We start from the raw sequence: 16,245 nt of genomic DNA on the forward strand, positions 1-16,245 counted from the left end.
TATCCCCGTCCCCCCGTCAGCGCGCTAGCACCACTTGTCGCTGGGGTCCCGCGTGGTCCAGGAGCAGGTGTCCACCCGCGAACCGTTCGACTTCGTCAGCGTCGCCGTGTCACTGGTGTTGTTCCAGACGTACGCCCGGCGGTCCTGGTACTTGTTCGTCGTCGTGTCGTTCCCGGACCCGGTCCGGATCTTCATGGTCTTGCCCGCGGCGATCTTCACGTTGGGGAAGACGTACTTGTGGTTCGAGGTGTCCTTGAGCACCCAGCCCTTCAGCGAGATCGCCGAGCGGCTGGTGTTCTTGATCTCCACCCACTCGCCGTTCAGGCTGGCGTTGGAGCGGTTGTCGGAACCGGGGCTGTCGAACCAGACGTGGTGCAGCACGACCCCGCCGGCCGCCTGGGCCGGGGTGACGAGCAGGGTGCCGGTGAGGGCGACCGCGCCCGCGACGGAGAGCGCGGGCAGGGTCAGGGCGGCGCGAAGGCGCATGGAGAGATCCCCCCAAGGATGTCGTCCAGGATGGACGTCGAGGATGGACGTCCAGGAATCCGCGGCGACCGGTGCTCCACCGGCCCGCGGGACAGCAGTCGTATCACATGATCTTCACTCGTACTTCACAATGCGTGATTTCCGGGCAGACACCCGCGGCGCGTCCCCTCCTGGGGGACACCCTGTCCGGGCGAGCCGCCGATGCGGCAAGAATGGGGGGATGAGCGACAGTCCAGCCCGCCCCCTCGCCGACCCGCACCTCGTCTACGACCCCGTCGCGGGAACCGGCCCCAAGGACGTGGCGATCCTCGGCTCCACCGGCTCGATCGGCACCCAGGCCATCGATCTCGTACGGCGCAACCCCGACCGCTTCCAGGTCACCGCGCTCTCCGCCAACGGCACCCGCGCCGACCTGCTCGCCGAGCAGGCCCACCAGGTCGGCGCCCGGACCGTCGCGGTCGCCCTCCCGGACGCCGTACCCGCGCTGCGCGCCGCGCTCAGCGCCCGCTACGGCCCCGGCCAGCCGCAGCCCGAGATCCTCGCCGGGCCCGACGCGGCCACCGAGCTGGCCGCCTCCGACTGCCACACCGTACTGAACGGCATCACCGGCTCCATCGGACTCGCCCCGACCCTCGCCGCCCTGAAGGCGGGCCGTACCCTCGCGCTCGCCAACAAGGAGTCGCTCATCGTCGGCGGCCCGCTGGTCAAGGCGCTGGCCCGGCCCGGCCAGATCATCCCGGTGGACTCCGAGCACGCGGCCCTCTTCCAGGCGCTCGCCGCCGGCACCCGCGCCGACGTCCGCAAGCTGGTGGTGACCGCCTCCGGCGGCCCGTTCCGCGGCCGGACCCGCGCCGAGCTGGCCGACGTCACCGTCGCCGACGCCCTCGCCCACCCCACCTGGGCCATGGGACCGGTGATCACCATCAACTCCGCGACCCTGGTCAACAAGGGCCTGGAGGTCATCGAGGCGCATCTGCTGTACGACATCCCGTTCGACCGCATCGAGGTGGTCGTGCACCCGCAGTCGTACGTCCACTCCATGGTCGAGTTCACCGACGGGTCCACCCTCGCCCAGGCGACGCCCCCCGACATGCGCGGCCCGATCGCCATCGGCCTCGGCTGGCCCGAACGGGTCCCGGACGCGGCCCCCGCCTTCGACTGGAGCAAGGCGTCCACCTGGGAGTTCCACCCGCTGGACACCGAGGCGTTCCCCTCCGTGGACCTCGCCCGGCACGTCGGTACGCTCGCGGGCACCGCCCCGGCGGTGTTCAATGCCGCCAACGAGGAGTGCGTCGAGGCGTTCCGCCAGGGCGCGCTGCCCTTCAACGGCATCATGGACACCGTCACCCGGGTCGTCGAGGAACACGGCACCCCGGTGCCGGGAACTTCGCTGACCGTGTCGGACGTCCTCGAAGCGGAGACCTGGGCACGCGCTCGGGCCCGGGAACTGACGGCACTGAAAGCCACCGCGGAGGCCCGTGCATGACGACCCTGATGATGATCCTCGGCATAGTCGTGTTCGCGGTCGGCCTGCTGATCTCGATCGCCTGGCACGAGCTGGGGCATCTGTCCACGGCCAAGCTCTTCGGCATCCGGGTGCCGCAGTACATGGTCGGCTTCGGCCCGACGATCTTCTCCCGCCACCGGGGCGAGACCGAGTACGGCATCAAGGCCATCCCGCTCGGCGGCTACATCCGCATGATCGGCATGTTCCCGCCCGGTCCGGACGGCCGGATCGAGGCCCGCTCCACCTCCCCGTGGCGCGGCATGATCGAGGACGCCCGCTCGGCCGCCTTCGAGGAGCTGAAGCCGGGCGACGAGACCCGCCTCTTCTACACGCGCAAGCCGTGGAAGCGGGTCATCGTGATGTTCGCGGGCCCCTTCATGAACCTGATCCTGGCGGTGGCGCTGTTCCTCACCGTCCTGATGGGCTTCGGCATCTCCCAGCAGACCACCACCGTCTCCACGGTCTCCCAGTGCGTCATCGCGCAGAGCGAGAACCGCGACACCTGCCGCAGCGGTGACGCGACCGCCCCGGCCGCCGCCGCCGGACTGAAGGCGGGCGACAAGATCGTCTCCTTCGCCGGCGTCCGCACCGACGACTGGAACGAGCTGTCGGACCTGATCCGCGCCAACCCCGGCAAGGAGGTCCCGATCGTCGTCGACCGCGACGGCCAGGACGTCACGCTGCACGCCACCATCGCCACCAACCAGGTCGCCAAGAAGGACTCCGGCGGCCAGATCGTCCCGGGCGAGTACGTCAGCGCCGGATTCCTCGGCTTCAGCGCCGCCACCGGCATCGTGCGCCAGGACCTCGGCTCGTCGGTGACCTGGATGGGCGACCGCGTCGGGGACGCCGTCGACTCCCTCGCCGCCCTCCCGTCCAAGATCCCGGCCCTGTGGGACGCCGCCTTCGGCGACGGCCCGCGCGAGCCGGACTCCCCGATGGGCGTGGTCGGCGCGGCCCGCGTCGGCGGCGAGATCTTCACCCTGGACATCCCGCCCACCCAGCAGCTCGCCATGGCCCTGATGCTGGTCGCGGGCTTCAACCTCTCCCTGTTCCTGTTCAACATGCTCCCGCTGCTCCCCCTCGACGGCGGGCACATCGCGGGCGCCCTGTGGGAGTCGCTGCGCCGCAATGTGGCCAAGGTGCTGCGCCGCCCGGACCCCGGTCCGTTCGATGTGGCGAAGCTGATGCCGGTGGCCTATGTGGTGGCCGGGATCTTCATCTGCTTCACGGTCCTGGTCCTCATCGCGGACGTGGTCAACCCGGTCAGAATCTCCTAGCCGGACCCACCGGAATCTCGTGGCCAAACCCCTTGGGGGAGGGCGGTCGGATGCGTACGGGTGTCCGGCTGCCCTCCCATGAGCGGGTTTAGCGCCGGGATGTGCTGGGGCAGGGCACGGTGCCGTAATGTCGAAGCCCGGAGCCCGCCGCTTCTCGGGGCCGCACCTTGATCCACGACATGGGGTTGCACAGCAGATGACTGCGATTTCTCTCGGCATGCCGTCCGTACCGCTCAAGATCGCCGAGCGCCGCGTGAGCCGCCAGATCCAGGTCGGATCGGTGCCCGTCGGCGGCGACGCCCCGGTCTCCGTGCAGTCCATGACGACGACCCGTACGTCGGACATCGGTGCCACGCTCCAGCAGATCGCCGAGCTGACCGCGTCCGGCTGCCAGATCGTCCGGGTCGCGTGTCCGACCCAGGACGACGCGGACGCGCTGGCCACGATCGCCCGCAAGTCGCAGATCCCGGTGATCGCGGACATCCACTTCCAGCCGAAGTACGTGTTCGCCGCGATCGAGGCGGGCTGCGCGGCGGTCCGGGTCAACCCGGGCAACATCAAGCAGTTCGACGACAAGGTGCGCGAGATCGCGCGCGCCGCCAACGACCACGGCACGCCCATCCGCATCGGCGTGAACGCGGGCTCCCTGGACCGCCGCCTCCTCCAGAAGTACGGCAAGGCCACCCCCGAGGCCCTGGTCGAATCCGCCCTCTGGGAGGCGTCCCTCTTCGAGGAGCACGACTTCCGGGACATCAAGATCTCGGTCAAGCACAACGACCCGGTGGTCATGGTCGAGGCGTACCGGCAGCTCGCCGCCCAGTGCGACTACCCCCTCCACCTCGGCGTCACCGAAGCCGGACCCGCCTTCCAGGGCACCATCAAGTCCGCCGTCGCCTTCGGCGCCCTGCTCTCCCAGGGCATCGGCGACACCATCCGAGTCTCCCTGTCGGCCCCGCCGGTGGAAGAGGTCAAGGTCGGCAACCAGATCCTGGAGTCCCTCAACCTCAAGCAGCGCGGCCTGGAGATCGTCTCCTGCCCGTCCTGCGGACGCGCCCAGGTCGACGTCTACAAGCTCGCCGAAGAGGTCACCGCCGGTCTGACCGGCATGGACGTCCCGCTCCGCGTCGCCGTCATGGGCTGTGTCGTCAACGGCCCCGGCGAGGCCCGCGAGGCCGACCTCGGCGTCGCCTCCGGCAACGGCAAGGGCCAGATCTTCGTCAAGGGCGAGGTCATCAAGACGGTCCCGGAGTCCAAGATCGTGGAAACCCTCATCGAGGAGGCCATGAAACTGGCCGAACAGATGGAGCAGTCAGGCACGGAATCCGGCGAGCCCACAGTCTCAGTAGCAGGCTGACCCCCACCCACGATCCCCACCCCCCGGACACGCCCCCCGGTCCTCCCCCTGAAAACCCCGGGAAGCCCTGAAAACCCCGGGAGGTCCGGGCATGCCTGGGGGCGCGGGGAACTGCGCGATCAACCACGACACACCCGCACCCACCCCCCAGCACCCTGCCGGCCCCCTGGATTCCCCGGCCATACCCACCCCCCAGGGGCGCGGGGAACTGCGCGATCAGCCACGACGCACCCGCACCCACCCCCCAGCACCCTGCCGGCTCCCTGGATTCCCCGGCCATACCCACCCCCCCCAGGGGCGCGGGGAACTGCGCGATCAGCCACGACGCACCCGCACCCACTCCCCAGCACCCTGCCGGACCCCTTGAAACCCCCGGCCATACCCACCCCCCCCAGGGGCGCGGGGAACTGCGCGATCAACCACGACGCACCCGCACCCGCCGACAACCCCCCACCCCCACCAAGGGTCGGCACTGCTCAGCCACCGCAGGTACAGTGCGGAGATCGGCAAACCCCACCGTGAGGCCCCGCACGTGTTGACCCAGACCACCTCCCGGGTCCTCGAACCGAGCGACCTGGACGCCGCGCTCGCGATCCTGCACCGCGAGCCCGTCGCCAACGCCTTCGTCACGTCCCGGGTCCAGATCGCCGGTCTGGACCCGTGGCGCCTGGGCGGCGAGATGTGGGGCTGGTACGAGGACGGCATGCTGACGTCCCTGTGCTACGCGGGCGCCAACCTCGTCCCCCTCTGCGCCACCCCCCGCGCAGTCCGCGCCTTCGCCGACCGGGCCCGCCGGGCGGGCCGCCGCTGCTCCTCGATCGTCGGCCCCGCCGGACCCACCGCCGCCCTGTGGCGGCTGCTCGAACCCCACTGGGGCCCGCCCCGCGAGGTCCGCGCCCACCAGCCCCTCATGGTCACCGACCACATGCCCGCCGACATCGCCCCGGACCCGTACGTCCGCCGGGTCCGCAAGGACGAGATGGAGACGATCATGCCGGCCTGCGTGGCCATGTTCACCGAGGAGGTCGGCGTCTCCCCGCTGGCCGGTGACGGCGGGCTGCTCTACCAGGCACGGGTCGCCGAACTCGTCGGCGCGGGCCGCTCCTTCGCCCGGATCGACGAGAGCGGCCGGGTCGTCTTCAAGGCGGAGATCGGCGCCGCCACCGACCGCGCCTGCCAGATCCAGGGCGTGTGGGTGGCCCCCGAGTACCGCGGCCGGGGAGTCGCCGCCCCCGGCATGGCGGCGGTCCTCCAGTACGCCCTGTCGGACGTGGCCCCCGTGGTCAGCCTCTATGTCAACGACTACAACACCGCCGCCCGCCGCGCCTACGCCCGGGTCGGCTTCAGGGAAGTCGGCGCGTTCATGAGCGTCCTGTTCTGATCCAGGAGCGTCCTGTTCCGAGGACCCCGCCCCCACCGGCCGCCCCCACCGCGCGAACCGGGCCTCACCCCCACCACACGCCCCCCTGTACGCTCCCGCCATGGACCCCGTCATCGGCCCCTTGGACATGTCCGCCCACGTGGACGAGGCGCTCGCCGTCCAGGCCCTGGCCTTCGGACTGAGCCCCGAGGAAGTCGCGGTCCGCCGCCAGATCGTGCTGCGCCACATGACCTACCCCGGCGCCCGCGCCTTCGGCGCCACCGTCGGCGGCGCCCTCGCCGGATTCGTGTACGGGATGCCCAACGACCGCGCCCACTGGTGGTCCACCGTCGTCGAGCCCTATCTGCGCGCCCAGGACAACACCGGCTGGCTGGACGGCTCCTTCGTGATCACCGAGCTGCACGTCCACCCGGCCCACCAGAACCACGGCATCGGCCGCGCCCTGATCACCACCATCACCGACACCGCCGCCGAGACCCAGTCGATCCTCTCCGCCATCGACACCGACAGCCCGGCCCGCGGCCTGTACCACTCCCTCGGCTATGTCGACCTGGCCCGCCGGGTCCACTTCCCCAGCGCCCCCAAGCCCTACGCCGTCATGGGCGCCCCGCTGCCCCTGCCGCGGTGACGGATTTCCACCGCCCCGCACCCCCCGGCTAACCTCCATGCCACCACCCTTATCCGGCAGGAGTACGAGAACCATGGCGAACGCACCGGTCCAGCGCATGTCCCAGTTGTTGGCGAAGACGCTGCGCGACGACCCGGCGGACGCCGAAGTCCTCAGCCACAAGCTCCTGGTCCGCGCCGGATACGTCCGCCGCACCGCCGCCGGTGTCTGGTCCTGGCTGCCGCTCGGCAAGAAGGTGCTGGCCAACGTCGAGCGGATCGTCCGCGAGGAGATGGACGCGATCGGCGCCCAGGAGGTCCTGCTCCCCGCCCTCCTCCCGCGCGAGCCGTACGAGGCGACGGGCCGCTGGGACGAGTACGGCGCCGAACTGTTCCGCCTCAAGGACCGCCGCGGCGGCGACTACCTCCTCGGCCCCACCCATGAGGAGATCTTCACCCTGCTGGTGAAGGACCAGGCGACCTCGTACAAGGATCTGCCGGTGATCCTGTACCAGATCCAGACCAAGTTCCGGGACGAGGCCCGTCCCCGGGCGGGCATCCTGCGCGGCCGTGAGTTCCTGATGAAGGACTCGTACTCCTTCGACCTCACCGACGAGGGACTGACGGAGTCCTACGGGCTGCACCGGGTCGCCTACCAGAAGGTGTTCGAGCGGCTGGGTCTCGACTACCGGATCTGCGCGGCGACCGCGGGCGCGATGGGCGGTTCGAAGTCGGAGGAGTTCCTCGCTCCCGCCGAGGCCGGCGAGGACACCTTCGCGGACTGCCCGAACTGCTCCTTCGCCGCGAACACCGAGGCGATCACCTACGAGCTGAAGCCGGTGGACGGCTCGGCCGTCCCGCCCGCCGAGAACATCGACACCCCCGACACCCCGACCATCGAGACCCTGGCCGCCTCCCTGGGCGTCCCTGCCTCCGCCACCCTGAAGAACCTGCTGGTCAAGGTGGACGGCGAGATCGTCGCCGTGGGCGTGCCCGGCGACCGCGAGGTGGACCTCGGCAAGGTCGAGGCGCACTTCGCCCCCGCCCAGGTCGAACTGGTCACCGCCGAGGACTTCACCGGCCGCCCCGACCTGGTCCGCGGCTATGTCGGACCGCAGGGCCTGGCGAAGGTGACGTACCTCGCCGACCCCCGGATCGCCCCCGGCACGGCCTGGATCACCGGCGCCAACCAGGAGCACGTCCACGCCAAGAACGTCGTCGCGGGCCGCGACTTCGAGGTCGACACGTACGTCGACGTCGTGGTCGTCCAGGACGGCGACCCGTGCCCCAACTGCGGCACCGGCCTCACCCTCGACCGCGCCATCGAGATCGGCCACATCTTCCAGCTCGGCCGCAAGTACGCCGACGCCCTCAAGCTCGACGTCCTCGGCCAGACCGGCAAGCCGGTCCGCGTGACCATGGGCTCCTACGGCATCGGCGTCTCCCGCGCGGTCGCCGCCCTCGCCGAGCAGACCGCCGACGACAAGGGCCTGTGCTGGCCCGCCGAGGTCGCCCCGGCCGATGTCCACGTGGTCGCCGCGGGCAAGGCCCTCCAGACCGAACTGGCCCTGGACATCGCCGGAAAGCTGGCCGAGGCGGGCGTCCGGGTCCTGGTCGACGACCGCGCGGGCGTCTCCCCGGGCGTCAAGTTCACCGACTCCGAACTGATCGGTGTGCCCAAGATCCTGGTCGCGGGCCGCCGCTCCGCCGAGGGCGTCGTCGAACTCAAGGACCGCCGCACCGGCGAACGCGAGGAACTCCCGGTCGCCGAAGCCGTCGCGCTCCTGACCCGCTGACCGGCCCCCCGCCCGGGAGCAGCCCCGGGCGGGGTGATCCGCTACAGCCAGCCCGCGAACTCCAGCAGCAGTTCCGCGTCCCCGGGACGGCCCACCCGCAGCGCCCGTACGCCCGACTCCACCGTACGGAACAGGGTCCAGCCGCGCAGCCGGTCCTGGTCGACCTCCAGGGACTCCGCGAGCCGCTTGATCCGGCGGCGGGTCGTCGCCGCCCCGGACGGGCTGGCGATCAGATCCTCCACCCGGTCCCGCACCAGCCGCGCCAGATCGAACGCGCACTCGCCGACCACCGGGTCAGGACCCACCGCCAGCCACGGCGTCCGCTCGCCCGACAGCACCTTGCTCTGCCGGAACGTGCCGTGCAGCAGCCGCCGCTCGGGCGGCTCCGCCAGCAGCCCGGTCCGGGCGTCCAGCGCCGCGTCCACCAACGGCACCAGCCCGGCGTCCGCGTCGGCGCTGGCCCGCATCGCCGCCGCCTGCCGCCCGGTGCGCTCACCGACCGTCTCGAAGGTCACCCCGGGCGGCGGCTCCACCCACAGCCTGCGCAGCACACCCGCCGCCTCCAGCAGCGCCTTCGCCTCCGGCAGCGACCGCAGCGAGACATCCTGATGCAGCCGCTCCAGCAGCAGCGCCCCGTCCCGCACCGAGTCCGGCAGCGGCAGCACGGCACCCCGCCCGGCCCAGTGCGCCAGCGCCGCCCGCTCGCCTTCCGGCCGGGCCCGCGGCGGGGCCAGCTTCAGTACGGCGGGGAAGCCGTCGGCGTACCGCACCAGCACCACCAGGCTGCTGCGCCCGCCCGGCACCTGGACCCGCTCCACGCCCAACTCGCGCAGCTCGACGGCCTCCTGGGCGGTCTCCGGCAGCTTCGCCAGCCAGTCGTCACCCTGCGGTGCCGTCTCGCCCAGCGCCCTGATCAGTCGCCCCGGCGGTGCGAATGCCATACGTGAGTCGTTCCCTTCCCGTACCTCTCACGCCGAGGGCGCGGGTGACGCCGAGGCGGCCTCGGCCCGCTCGGCGAGACCAGGGAAGGCTACGCTGCCGCCCCGCCAGCTCACCGCCCGCACCGCCGCCTCGCGCAGCCCCTCGGCCGCCGTGGCCCGCAGACCGCCCTCCGCGGCCCGCACCAGGTCGGAGTACACCCCGGCCACCCGGTCCTCCAGCTCCGCCGCCAGCCGCAGCGCCGCCGGGGAGTCCGGCACCGTGAACGGCAGCGCGTACCCCGCCGCCGCGGCCACCGGCTTGCCGCCCCGGTCGTGCACCTCCCGGGCCAGCGCGTCCCGCCGGGCACGGTGGGCGTCGTAGGCCGCCCTGGCCTCCGTACGCCTGGCCGCGTCGATCCGGGCGCCGACGACCCCGTACCCGTACACGGCCGCGTGTTCGGCCGACAGAGCCGCCTGGAGGGCGGTCAGCGCGCCCTCCTCGGCCGCCTTCGCCGTGTCGTCACTCATCCGCCGTCCCCTTCCTCTACTTCCTCTACTACCGCTTCCGCCAGTCCTTCCCCCAGTACGAACGCGTGGGCCGCGCCGGCCGCCGCCACCGAGGCCAGCAGCCGGGCCAGCTCGCCGGGCAGGTCCAGCAGCTCCCGCGTCCGCCGGTCGGCCAGTGTCCGCTCCGCCGCCGCCAGCGCGGTCAGCGCGGCCCTCTGGTCGGCCGGGACCGGGGCGGTGGAGGGCGATCCGCTCGGCGCCGGTGCGCCGCCGAACGCCCGCGCGTGCTGGACGACCTCCGCCCGCAGCGGACCCAGCCGCCCGGCGAGCGGCGGATGCGCGGCGATGACGGCGTCGTAGCGCCCGGCGAGGGCCAGGCTCTCCCGGGCCGCCCGCGCGCGAGCCCGGTCGGCGGCGGCCGGGGCGTCCCCGGTGCCGCCGTCGCCGTCACCGTCGCCGGAGCAGCCCGTCAGCAGCAGGGTGCCCGCGGCCGACACGAGCAGGGTTCTTCTGCGCGGCCCGGAGGGGGCCCGCGACGACAGGGACAACGACACGGCAGACGTCCTCGGCGATCTCGTAGGAGGGAGAGAAGGGAGAGAAGGCGAGAGAAGGCGAGAGAAAGAGTGAGAAAGGGAAACGGAGTGGTCTGTTCCGGAAGGGGTGGGAAACGAACGGGTGGTCGGATCGGACGGCCCGCCCGTGATCACCGTACCCGCGCCCGCGCTCCGGAGCCGTCAGCGGCACCACCGCGGCCCGCCCCCGCGCGCCCCCGTCCGCCCCCACCCGGGTGGACGGCAACACGTCCCCCGACCGGATACCCTTTGACCAGACACGCGACCTTCCCACAACAGCACACGCGGCCGAGGAGTCACCCGGATGAGCACCACCCAGAGCGAGCGGCTGCGAGAGCTGCTGGAGCCGCTCGTCACCTCCCAGGGACTCGATCTCGAAGAGATCGCCGTGGACTCGGTCGGCCGCAAGCGTGTGCTGCGGGTCGTCGTCGACTCCGACACCGGCGCGGACCTCGACCAGGTCGCCGATGTGAGCCGCGCGCTCTCGGCGAAGCTGGACGAGACCGACGCCATGGGCGACGGCGAGTACACCCTGGAGGTCGGTACCCCCGGCGCCGAGCGCCCCCTCTCCGAGCCGCGCCACTACGTGCGCGCCACCGGCCGGCTGGTCAGATTCCAGCTCGCCGGGGACACAGAGGTCGTGGCGCGCGTCCTCGCCGTGGACGAGGACGGCCTCGACACCGAGGTGCCCGGGGTCAAGGGACGCAAGCCCAGTGCGCGCAGGCTCCGCTTCACGGAGATCGACAAGGCGCGCGTCCAGGTCGAGTTCGGCCGCAAGGACACCAAGGACATGACGGAAACGGAAGAGGAGGCGTAGCCGTGGACATCGACATGAGCGCCCTGCGGGGCTTGGTACGGGAGAAGGAGATCTCCTTCGACCTGCTGGTCGAGGCGATCGAGGCGGCCCTCCTCATCGCCTACCACCGCACCGACGGCAGCCGCCGCCACGCCCGCGTGGTGCTGGACCGGGAGACCGGCCATGTCACCGTGTGGGCGAAGGAGGACCCGGAGGACCTGGAGGAGGGCCAGGAGCCGCGCGAGTTCGACGACACCCCCTCCGACTTCGGCCGGATCGCCGCGACCACCGCCAAGCAGGTCATCCTCCAGCGGCTGCGCGACGCCGAGGACGACGCCACGCTCGGGGAGTACGCGGGCCGCGAGGGCGACATCGTCACCGGCGTGGTCCAGCAGGGCCGCGACCCGAAGAACGTGCTGGTGGACATCGGCAAGCTGGAGGCCATCCTGCCGGTGCAGGAGCAGGTCCCCGGCGAGACCTATTCGCACGGTCTGCGGCTGCGGTCGTATGTCGTCCGGGTGGCCAAGGGGGTGCGCGGCCCGTCCGTCACCCTCTCGCGCACCCACCCCAATCTGGTGAAGAAGCTGTTCGCCCTGGAGGTGCCGGAGATCGCCGACGGGTCCGTCGAGATCGCCGCCATCGCCCGCGAGGCCGGTCACCGCACCAAGATCGCCGTCCGCTCCACCCGTTCCGGGCTGAACGCCAAGGGCGCCTGCATCGGCCCGATGGGCGGCCGGGTGCGCAATGTGATGGGCGAGTTGAACGGCGAGAAGATCGACATCGTGGACTGGTCCGACGACCCGGCGGAGATGGTGGCCAACGCGCTGTCCCCGGCCCGGGTGTCCAAGGTCGACGTGGTGGACCTCGCCGCCCGCTCCGCGCGGGTGACCGTGCCCGACTACCAGCTGTCGCTGGCGATCGGCAAGGAGGGCCAGAACGCCCGGCTGGCCGCCCGTCTGACCGGCTGGCGGATCGACATCCGTCCGGACACCGAACAGGCCGCCGAACAGGGCTCACCCGGGAGTGGGGAATAGATCCACGCCGAGTGTGGGTTGGATCACGACAACACGCGTTCGATTGCTGCCCCGAAGGGGTGGGGTCGGTGCGGGGAGGTAGACTAGGCAGTGTCTGGCCGGACGCACGCCACCGCACGCCCTGAGCGCACCTGTGTGGGATGCAGGCAGCGAGCGGCCAAGATCGAACTGCTGCGGATCGTGGAGGTGGAGGGCGCATGTGCCCCCGACCCAAGCGGTACGCTGCCCGGCCGGGGTGCCTATGTACACCCCGCCCAGGTCTGTCTGGACCAGGCGGTACGCCGCCGGGCGTTCCCGAGGGCGCTGCGTGTCCCGGGTCCGCTCGACGTAAAGGCGTTGCGCGGGTACGTGCAGCAGTCACAGAGTTGCTAGCAGGCAACACGGTAGAAAGACATGCCCGTGCGGATTCCCCGCACGGTCAGGTACCTCGCGAGTCGAAAGCAGGTCGAGATTGCGATGAGCACTCGATGAGTACGCGATGAGTACGCCCATGAACTAGCGACGGTCCGGACGCAACCCGGACCTCAGAGGAGCGAAGTGGCTAAGGTCCGGGTCTACGAACTCGCCAAGGAGTTCGGTGTCGAGAGCAAGGTCGTCATGGCCAAGCTCCAGGAACTCGGTGAATTCGTCCGTTCGGCGTCTTCGACGATCGAAGCGCCCGTAGTACGCAAGCTGACCGACGCCTTCCAGCAGGGCAGTGGCAATGGCAGGTCCGCCGCCAAGCCCGCCCCCAGGAAGCCCGCCCCCCGTCCCGCCGCGCCGTCCCCGGCGCAGGGTGGGGGCACCTCCCCCGCGGCCAGGCCCGCAGGGGACCGTCCCACTGCCCCGAAGCCCGGCGCCCCGCGCCCGGCCCCCGCGCAGCCCGCGGCCCCGGCGGCCTCCGCCCCGGCCGCCCCCGCAGCACCCGCGGCACCCGCAGCCCCGGCTTCCTCGCCGGCGGCCCAGGGTTCGCGTCCCACCCCGGGCCCCCGGCCCGCGCCGCGTCCGGCTCCGGCCGCCCCGGAGTTCACCGCTCCGCCGGCGCCCACCCCGGCCCCGGCCGCGCCCCGGCCCAACGCGGGTCCGCGTCCCGGCGCCCCCCGTCCGGGCGGTCGCCCGTCCGGTCCCGGGCAGGGTCAGGGTCAGGGCCAGGGCCAGCAGCGTCCCGGTCAGGGCGCCCCGCGCCCCGGTGGCCAGGGCCAGCGTCCCGGCGGTGCCCGTCCCTCGGGTCCCCGTCCGGGCAACAACCCCTTCACCTCCGGTGGCAACGCCGGAATGGCCCGTCCGCAGTCGCCGCGTCCCCAGGGCGCGCGTCCCGGCGGCCCCGGCGGTCCCGCGGGCGGCGGCCCCCGTCCCCAGGCGCCCGGCGCCCAGGGCGGCGGCGGTCCGCGTCCCCAGGCCCCCGGCGGCAACCGGCCGAGCCCCGGCTCGATGCCGCGTCCGCAGGGCGGCGGTCCGCGTCCCGGTGGCGGTCCCGCCGGTCCCCGGCCCAACCCCGGCATGATGCCGCAGCGTCCCGCTGCCGGTCCCCGCCCCGGTGGCGGTGGCCCCGGTGGCCGTGGTCCTGGCGGCGGCGGCCGTGGTCCCGGTGGTGGCGGCGGCGGTCGTCCCGGTGGCGGCGGCGGGTTCGCCCGTCCCGGCGGCGGTGGCGGCGGCTTCGCCGGTCGTCCTGGTGGTCCCGGTGGCGGTGGCGGCGGCGGTGGTTTCGCCGGTCGTCCCGGTGGTCCCGGTGGCGGTGGCGGCGGTGGCCGTCCCGGCTTCGGCGGCCGTCCCGGCGGTCCCGGTGGCCGCGGTGGCACGCAGGGCGCCTTCGGCCGTCCCGGCGGTCCGGCCCGGCGTGGCCGCAAGTCGAAGCGGCAGCGGCGCCAGGAGTACGAGGCCATGCAGGCCCCGAGCGTCGGCGGCGTGATGCTGCCGCGCGGCAACGGCGAGTCGATCCGGCTCTCCCGCGGCGCGTCGCTCACCGACTTCGCCGAGAAGATCAACGCCAACCCGGCGTCCCTCGTCGCGGTCATGATGAACCTGGGCGAGATGGTCACGGCCACCCAGTCCGTCTCCGACGAGACGCTGGAACTCCTCGCGAGCGAGATGAACTACACGGTTCAGATCGTCAGCCCCGAGGAGGAGGACCGCGAGCTGCTGGAGTCCTTCGACATCGAGTTCGGCGAGGACGAGGGCGGCGAGGAGGACCTCGTGGTCCGTCCGCCGGTCGTCACCGTCATGGGCCACGTCGACCACGGAAAGACCCGGCTGCTCGACGCCATCCGCAAGACCAACGTCATCGCGGGCGAGGCCGGCGGCATCACCCAGCACATCGGTGCCTACCAGGTCACGACCGAGGTCAACGAGGAAGAGCGCCGGATCACCTTCATCGACACCCCGGGTCACGAGGCGTTCACCGCCATGCGTGCCCGTGGTGCGAAGTCGACCGACATCGCGATCCTGGTGGTCGCGGCCAACGACGGCGTCATGCCGCAGACGGTCGAGGCGCTCAACCACGCCAAGGCGGCCGACGTCCCGATCGTCGTCGCGGTCAACAAGATCGACGTCGAGGGCGCCGACCCGACCAAGGTGCGCGGCCAGCTCACCGAGTTCGGGCTGGTGGCCGAGGAGTACGGCGGCGACACCATGTTCGTCGACATCTCCGCCAAGCAGGGGCTGAACATCGACTCCCTGCTGGAGGCCGTGGTCCTCACCGCGGACGCCTCGCTCGACCTGCGGGCCAACCCCAGCCAGGACGCGCAGGGCATCGCGATCGAGTCCCGGCTCGACCGCGGACGCGGTGCCGTCTCCACGGTCCTCGTCCAGCGAGGCACCCTGCGGGTCGGCGACACCATGGTCGTGGGCGACGCCTACGGCCGGGTCCGCGCCATGCTCGACGACAACGGCAACAACGTCGCCGAGGCCGGTCCCTCGACGCCGGTCCAGGTCCTCGGCCTGACCAACGTCCCGGGCGCCGGTGACAACTTCCTGGTGGTCGAGGAGGACCGTACGGCCCGCCAGATCGCCGAGAAGCGGGCCGCCCGCGAGCGCAACGCGGCCTTCGCCAAGCGCACCCGCCGGGTCTCGCTGGAGGACCTCGACAAGGTCCTCAAGGCGGGCGAGGTCCAGCAGCTCAACCTGATCATCAAGGGCGACGCGTCCGGATCGGTCGAGGCGCTGGAATCCTCCCTGCTCCAGCTGGACGTCGGCGAAGAGGTCGACATCCGCGTCCTGCACCGCGGTGTCGGTGCGGTCACGGAGTCGGACATCGACCTCGCGATGGGCTCCGACGCCATCGTCATCGGCTTCAACGTCCGCGCGGCCGGCCGTGCCGCGCAGATGGCCGAGCGCGAGGGCGTGGACGTCCGCTACTACTCGGTCATCTACCAGGCGATCGAGGAGATCGAGGCGGCCCTCAAGGGCATGCTCAAGCCGGAGTTCGAAGAGGTCGAGCTGGGTACGGCGGAGATCCGCGAGGTCTTCCGCTCCTCCAAGCTCGGCAACATCGCGGGTGTCCTCATCCGCTCCGGCGAGGTCAAGCGCAACACCAAGGCCCGACTCATCCGCGACGGCAAGGTCATCGCGGAGAACCTCAACATCGAGGGCCTGCGCCGCTTCAAGGACGACGTCACCGAGATCCGCGAAGGCTTCGAGGGCGGTATCAACCTCGGAAACTTCAACGACATCAAGATCGACGACGTCATCGCGACGTACGAGATGCGCGAGAAGCCGCGGGTGTAACACCCCGCAGCACCACCTGGCCGACGGGACTCCCGAGTCCCGTCGGCCAGTCCCGTGTGGTGAGCGGGGGCGCCATTGTGGCCGACGCCGGGGGCAGCCCCGGCTTCTTGGGGGCGCTGGGGGTACCCCCTCTGGGGGAGGAACTGCGCGACCAGCCACGACGAACCCGCACGCGCACAACAACCTCAGACACCCACGGCGCCATGCGGGAGCCGGGCCGCAGGCCACGGCGAAAACCTGGTCGAACCCACCGGCAACCCCGAGATACCGTTTCCGGACACCGATCCCGACCCGGCGGGTGAAC

Annotated in this window: 14 protein-coding genes; 10 read left to right on the top strand and 4 right to left on the bottom strand. The window is 72.0% G+C overall.

Annotated features, from left to right (window positions below):
- Nucleotides 1–24: 24 nt before the first annotated feature.
- Complete coding sequence (locus AB0D49_RS19820; protein WP_362758810.1) at nucleotides 25–486, bottom strand: lamin tail domain-containing protein; 462 nt, start codon at nucleotides 484–486, stop codon at nucleotides 25–27.
- Between the two features lie 220 nt (nucleotides 487–706).
- Here AB0D49_RS19820 and dxr point away from each other — a divergent pair, with 220 nt between their 5' ends.
- From dxr to AB0D49_RS19850, 6 genes are all read left to right on the top strand, one after another.
- On the top strand, nucleotides 707–1,972 hold the full coding sequence (dxr, locus tag AB0D49_RS19825) for a 1-deoxy-D-xylulose-5-phosphate reductoisomerase (protein WP_362758812.1): 1,266 nt from the start codon (nucleotides 707–709) through the stop codon (nucleotides 1,970–1,972).
- A gap of 8 nt (nucleotides 1,973–1,980) precedes the next feature.
- Nucleotides 1,981–3,273 carry a site-2 protease family protein gene (locus tag AB0D49_RS19830; protein ID WP_362758913.1) on the top strand — a complete coding sequence of 431 codons (1,293 nt, stop codon included), beginning with the start codon at nucleotides 1,981–1,983 and terminating at the stop codon, nucleotides 3,271–3,273.
- 196 nt (nucleotides 3,274–3,469) lie between these two features.
- The gene (ispG, locus tag AB0D49_RS19835) at nucleotides 3,470–4,627 is read left to right on the top strand and encodes a flavodoxin-dependent (E)-4-hydroxy-3-methylbut-2-enyl-diphosphate synthase (protein ID WP_362758814.1); all 1,158 of its coding nucleotides are present in this window, start codon (nucleotides 3,470–3,472) and stop codon (nucleotides 4,625–4,627) included.
- 532 nt (nucleotides 4,628–5,159) lie between these two features.
- Nucleotides 5,160–6,008 carry a GNAT family N-acetyltransferase gene (locus tag AB0D49_RS19840; protein ID WP_362758816.1) on the top strand — a complete coding sequence of 283 codons (849 nt, stop codon included), beginning with the start codon at nucleotides 5,160–5,162 and terminating at the stop codon, nucleotides 6,006–6,008.
- A 100-nt stretch (nucleotides 6,009–6,108) separates the two neighbouring features.
- Nucleotides 6,109–6,636 (top strand): GNAT family N-acetyltransferase, encoded by a 528-nt coding sequence (locus tag AB0D49_RS19845; RefSeq protein WP_362758818.1) that lies wholly within the window; start codon nucleotides 6,109–6,111, stop codon nucleotides 6,634–6,636.
- A gap of 73 nt (nucleotides 6,637–6,709) precedes the next feature.
- Nucleotides 6,710–8,410, top strand: a complete 1,701-nt coding sequence (locus AB0D49_RS19850; RefSeq protein WP_362758820.1) for a proline--tRNA ligase — start codon at nucleotides 6,710–6,712, stop codon at nucleotides 8,408–8,410.
- 41 nt (nucleotides 8,411–8,451) lie between these two features.
- Here the strand turns inward: AB0D49_RS19850 and AB0D49_RS19855 are convergent, their stop codons facing one another.
- Genes AB0D49_RS19855 through AB0D49_RS19865 form a run of 3 tightly spaced genes read right to left on the bottom strand, consistent with a single transcriptional unit; the run spans nucleotide 8,452 to nucleotide 10,391 of the window.
- Nucleotides 8,452–9,351 carry an aminoglycoside phosphotransferase family protein gene (locus AB0D49_RS19855; protein WP_362758821.1) on the bottom strand — a complete coding sequence of 300 codons (900 nt, stop codon included), beginning with the start codon at nucleotides 9,349–9,351 and terminating at the stop codon, nucleotides 8,452–8,454.
- A 27-nt stretch (nucleotides 9,352–9,378) separates the two neighbouring features.
- A complete protein-coding gene (locus AB0D49_RS19860) occupies nucleotides 9,379–9,858 on the bottom strand; it encodes a ferritin-like domain-containing protein (RefSeq protein WP_362758823.1) in 480 nt (159 codons plus the stop codon).
- A complete protein-coding gene (locus AB0D49_RS19865) occupies nucleotides 9,855–10,391 on the bottom strand; it encodes a hypothetical protein (protein WP_362758824.1) in 537 nt (178 codons plus the stop codon). The genes AB0D49_RS19860 and AB0D49_RS19865 overlap by 4 nt, the downstream gene beginning before the upstream one ends.
- Nucleotides 10,392–10,713: 322 nt before the next feature.
- On the opposite strand from AB0D49_RS19865, the gene rimP reads away from it, so the two are divergent.
- From rimP to infB, 4 genes are all read left to right on the top strand, one after another.
- On the top strand, nucleotides 10,714–11,226 hold the full coding sequence (gene rimP, locus AB0D49_RS19870) for a ribosome maturation factor RimP (protein ID WP_362758826.1): 513 nt from the start codon (nucleotides 10,714–10,716) through the stop codon (nucleotides 11,224–11,226).
- 2 nt (nucleotides 11,227–11,228) lie between these two features.
- Nucleotides 11,229–12,239, top strand: coding sequence for a transcription termination factor NusA (gene nusA, locus AB0D49_RS19875; protein ID WP_362758828.1), 1,011 nt, complete (start codon nucleotides 11,229–11,231; stop codon nucleotides 12,237–12,239).
- A 90-nt stretch (nucleotides 12,240–12,329) separates the two neighbouring features.
- A complete protein-coding gene (locus AB0D49_RS19880) occupies nucleotides 12,330–12,611 on the top strand; it encodes a YlxR family protein (RefSeq protein ID WP_362758830.1) in 282 nt (93 codons plus the stop codon).
- A 165-nt stretch (nucleotides 12,612–12,776) separates the two neighbouring features.
- Complete coding sequence (gene infB, locus AB0D49_RS19885) at nucleotides 12,777–15,941, top strand: translation initiation factor IF-2 (RefSeq protein WP_362758832.1); 3,165 nt, start codon at nucleotides 12,777–12,779, stop codon at nucleotides 15,939–15,941.
- The last annotated feature ends 304 nt before the right edge of the window (nucleotides 15,942–16,245 follow it).

The organism is Streptomyces sp. NPDC048290 (assembly GCF_040652095.1).
Taxonomy (GTDB): domain Bacteria; phylum Actinomycetota; class Actinomycetes; order Streptomycetales; family Streptomycetaceae; genus Streptomyces.

Bases quoted from the DNA above. Each gene is read 5' to 3' on its own strand.
- rimP (WP_362758826.1), top strand. From the start codon at position 10,714: ATGAGCACCACCCAGAGCGAGCGGCTGCGAGAGCTGCTGGAGCCGCTC.
- AB0D49_RS19860 (WP_362758823.1), bottom strand. From the start codon at position 9,858: ATGAGTGACGACACGGCGAAGGCGGCCGAGGAGGGCGCGCTGACCGCC.
- AB0D49_RS19820 (WP_362758810.1), bottom strand. From the start codon at position 486: ATGCGCCTTCGCGCCGCCCTGACCCTGCCCGCGCTCTCCGTCGCGGGC.
- AB0D49_RS19850 (WP_362758820.1), top strand. From the start codon at position 6,710: ATGGCGAACGCACCGGTCCAGCGCATGTCCCAGTTGTTGGCGAAGACG.
- dxr (WP_362758812.1), top strand. From the start codon at position 707: ATGAGCGACAGTCCAGCCCGCCCCCTCGCCGACCCGCACCTCGTCTAC.
- AB0D49_RS19855 (WP_362758821.1), bottom strand. From the start codon at position 9,351: ATGGCATTCGCACCGCCGGGGCGACTGATCAGGGCGCTGGGCGAGACG.
- AB0D49_RS19830 (WP_362758913.1), top strand. From the start codon at position 1,981: ATGATGATCCTCGGCATAGTCGTGTTCGCGGTCGGCCTGCTGATCTCG.
- AB0D49_RS19845 (WP_362758818.1), top strand. From the start codon at position 6,109: ATGGACCCCGTCATCGGCCCCTTGGACATGTCCGCCCACGTGGACGAG.
- ispG (WP_362758814.1), top strand. From the start codon at position 3,470: ATGACTGCGATTTCTCTCGGCATGCCGTCCGTACCGCTCAAGATCGCC.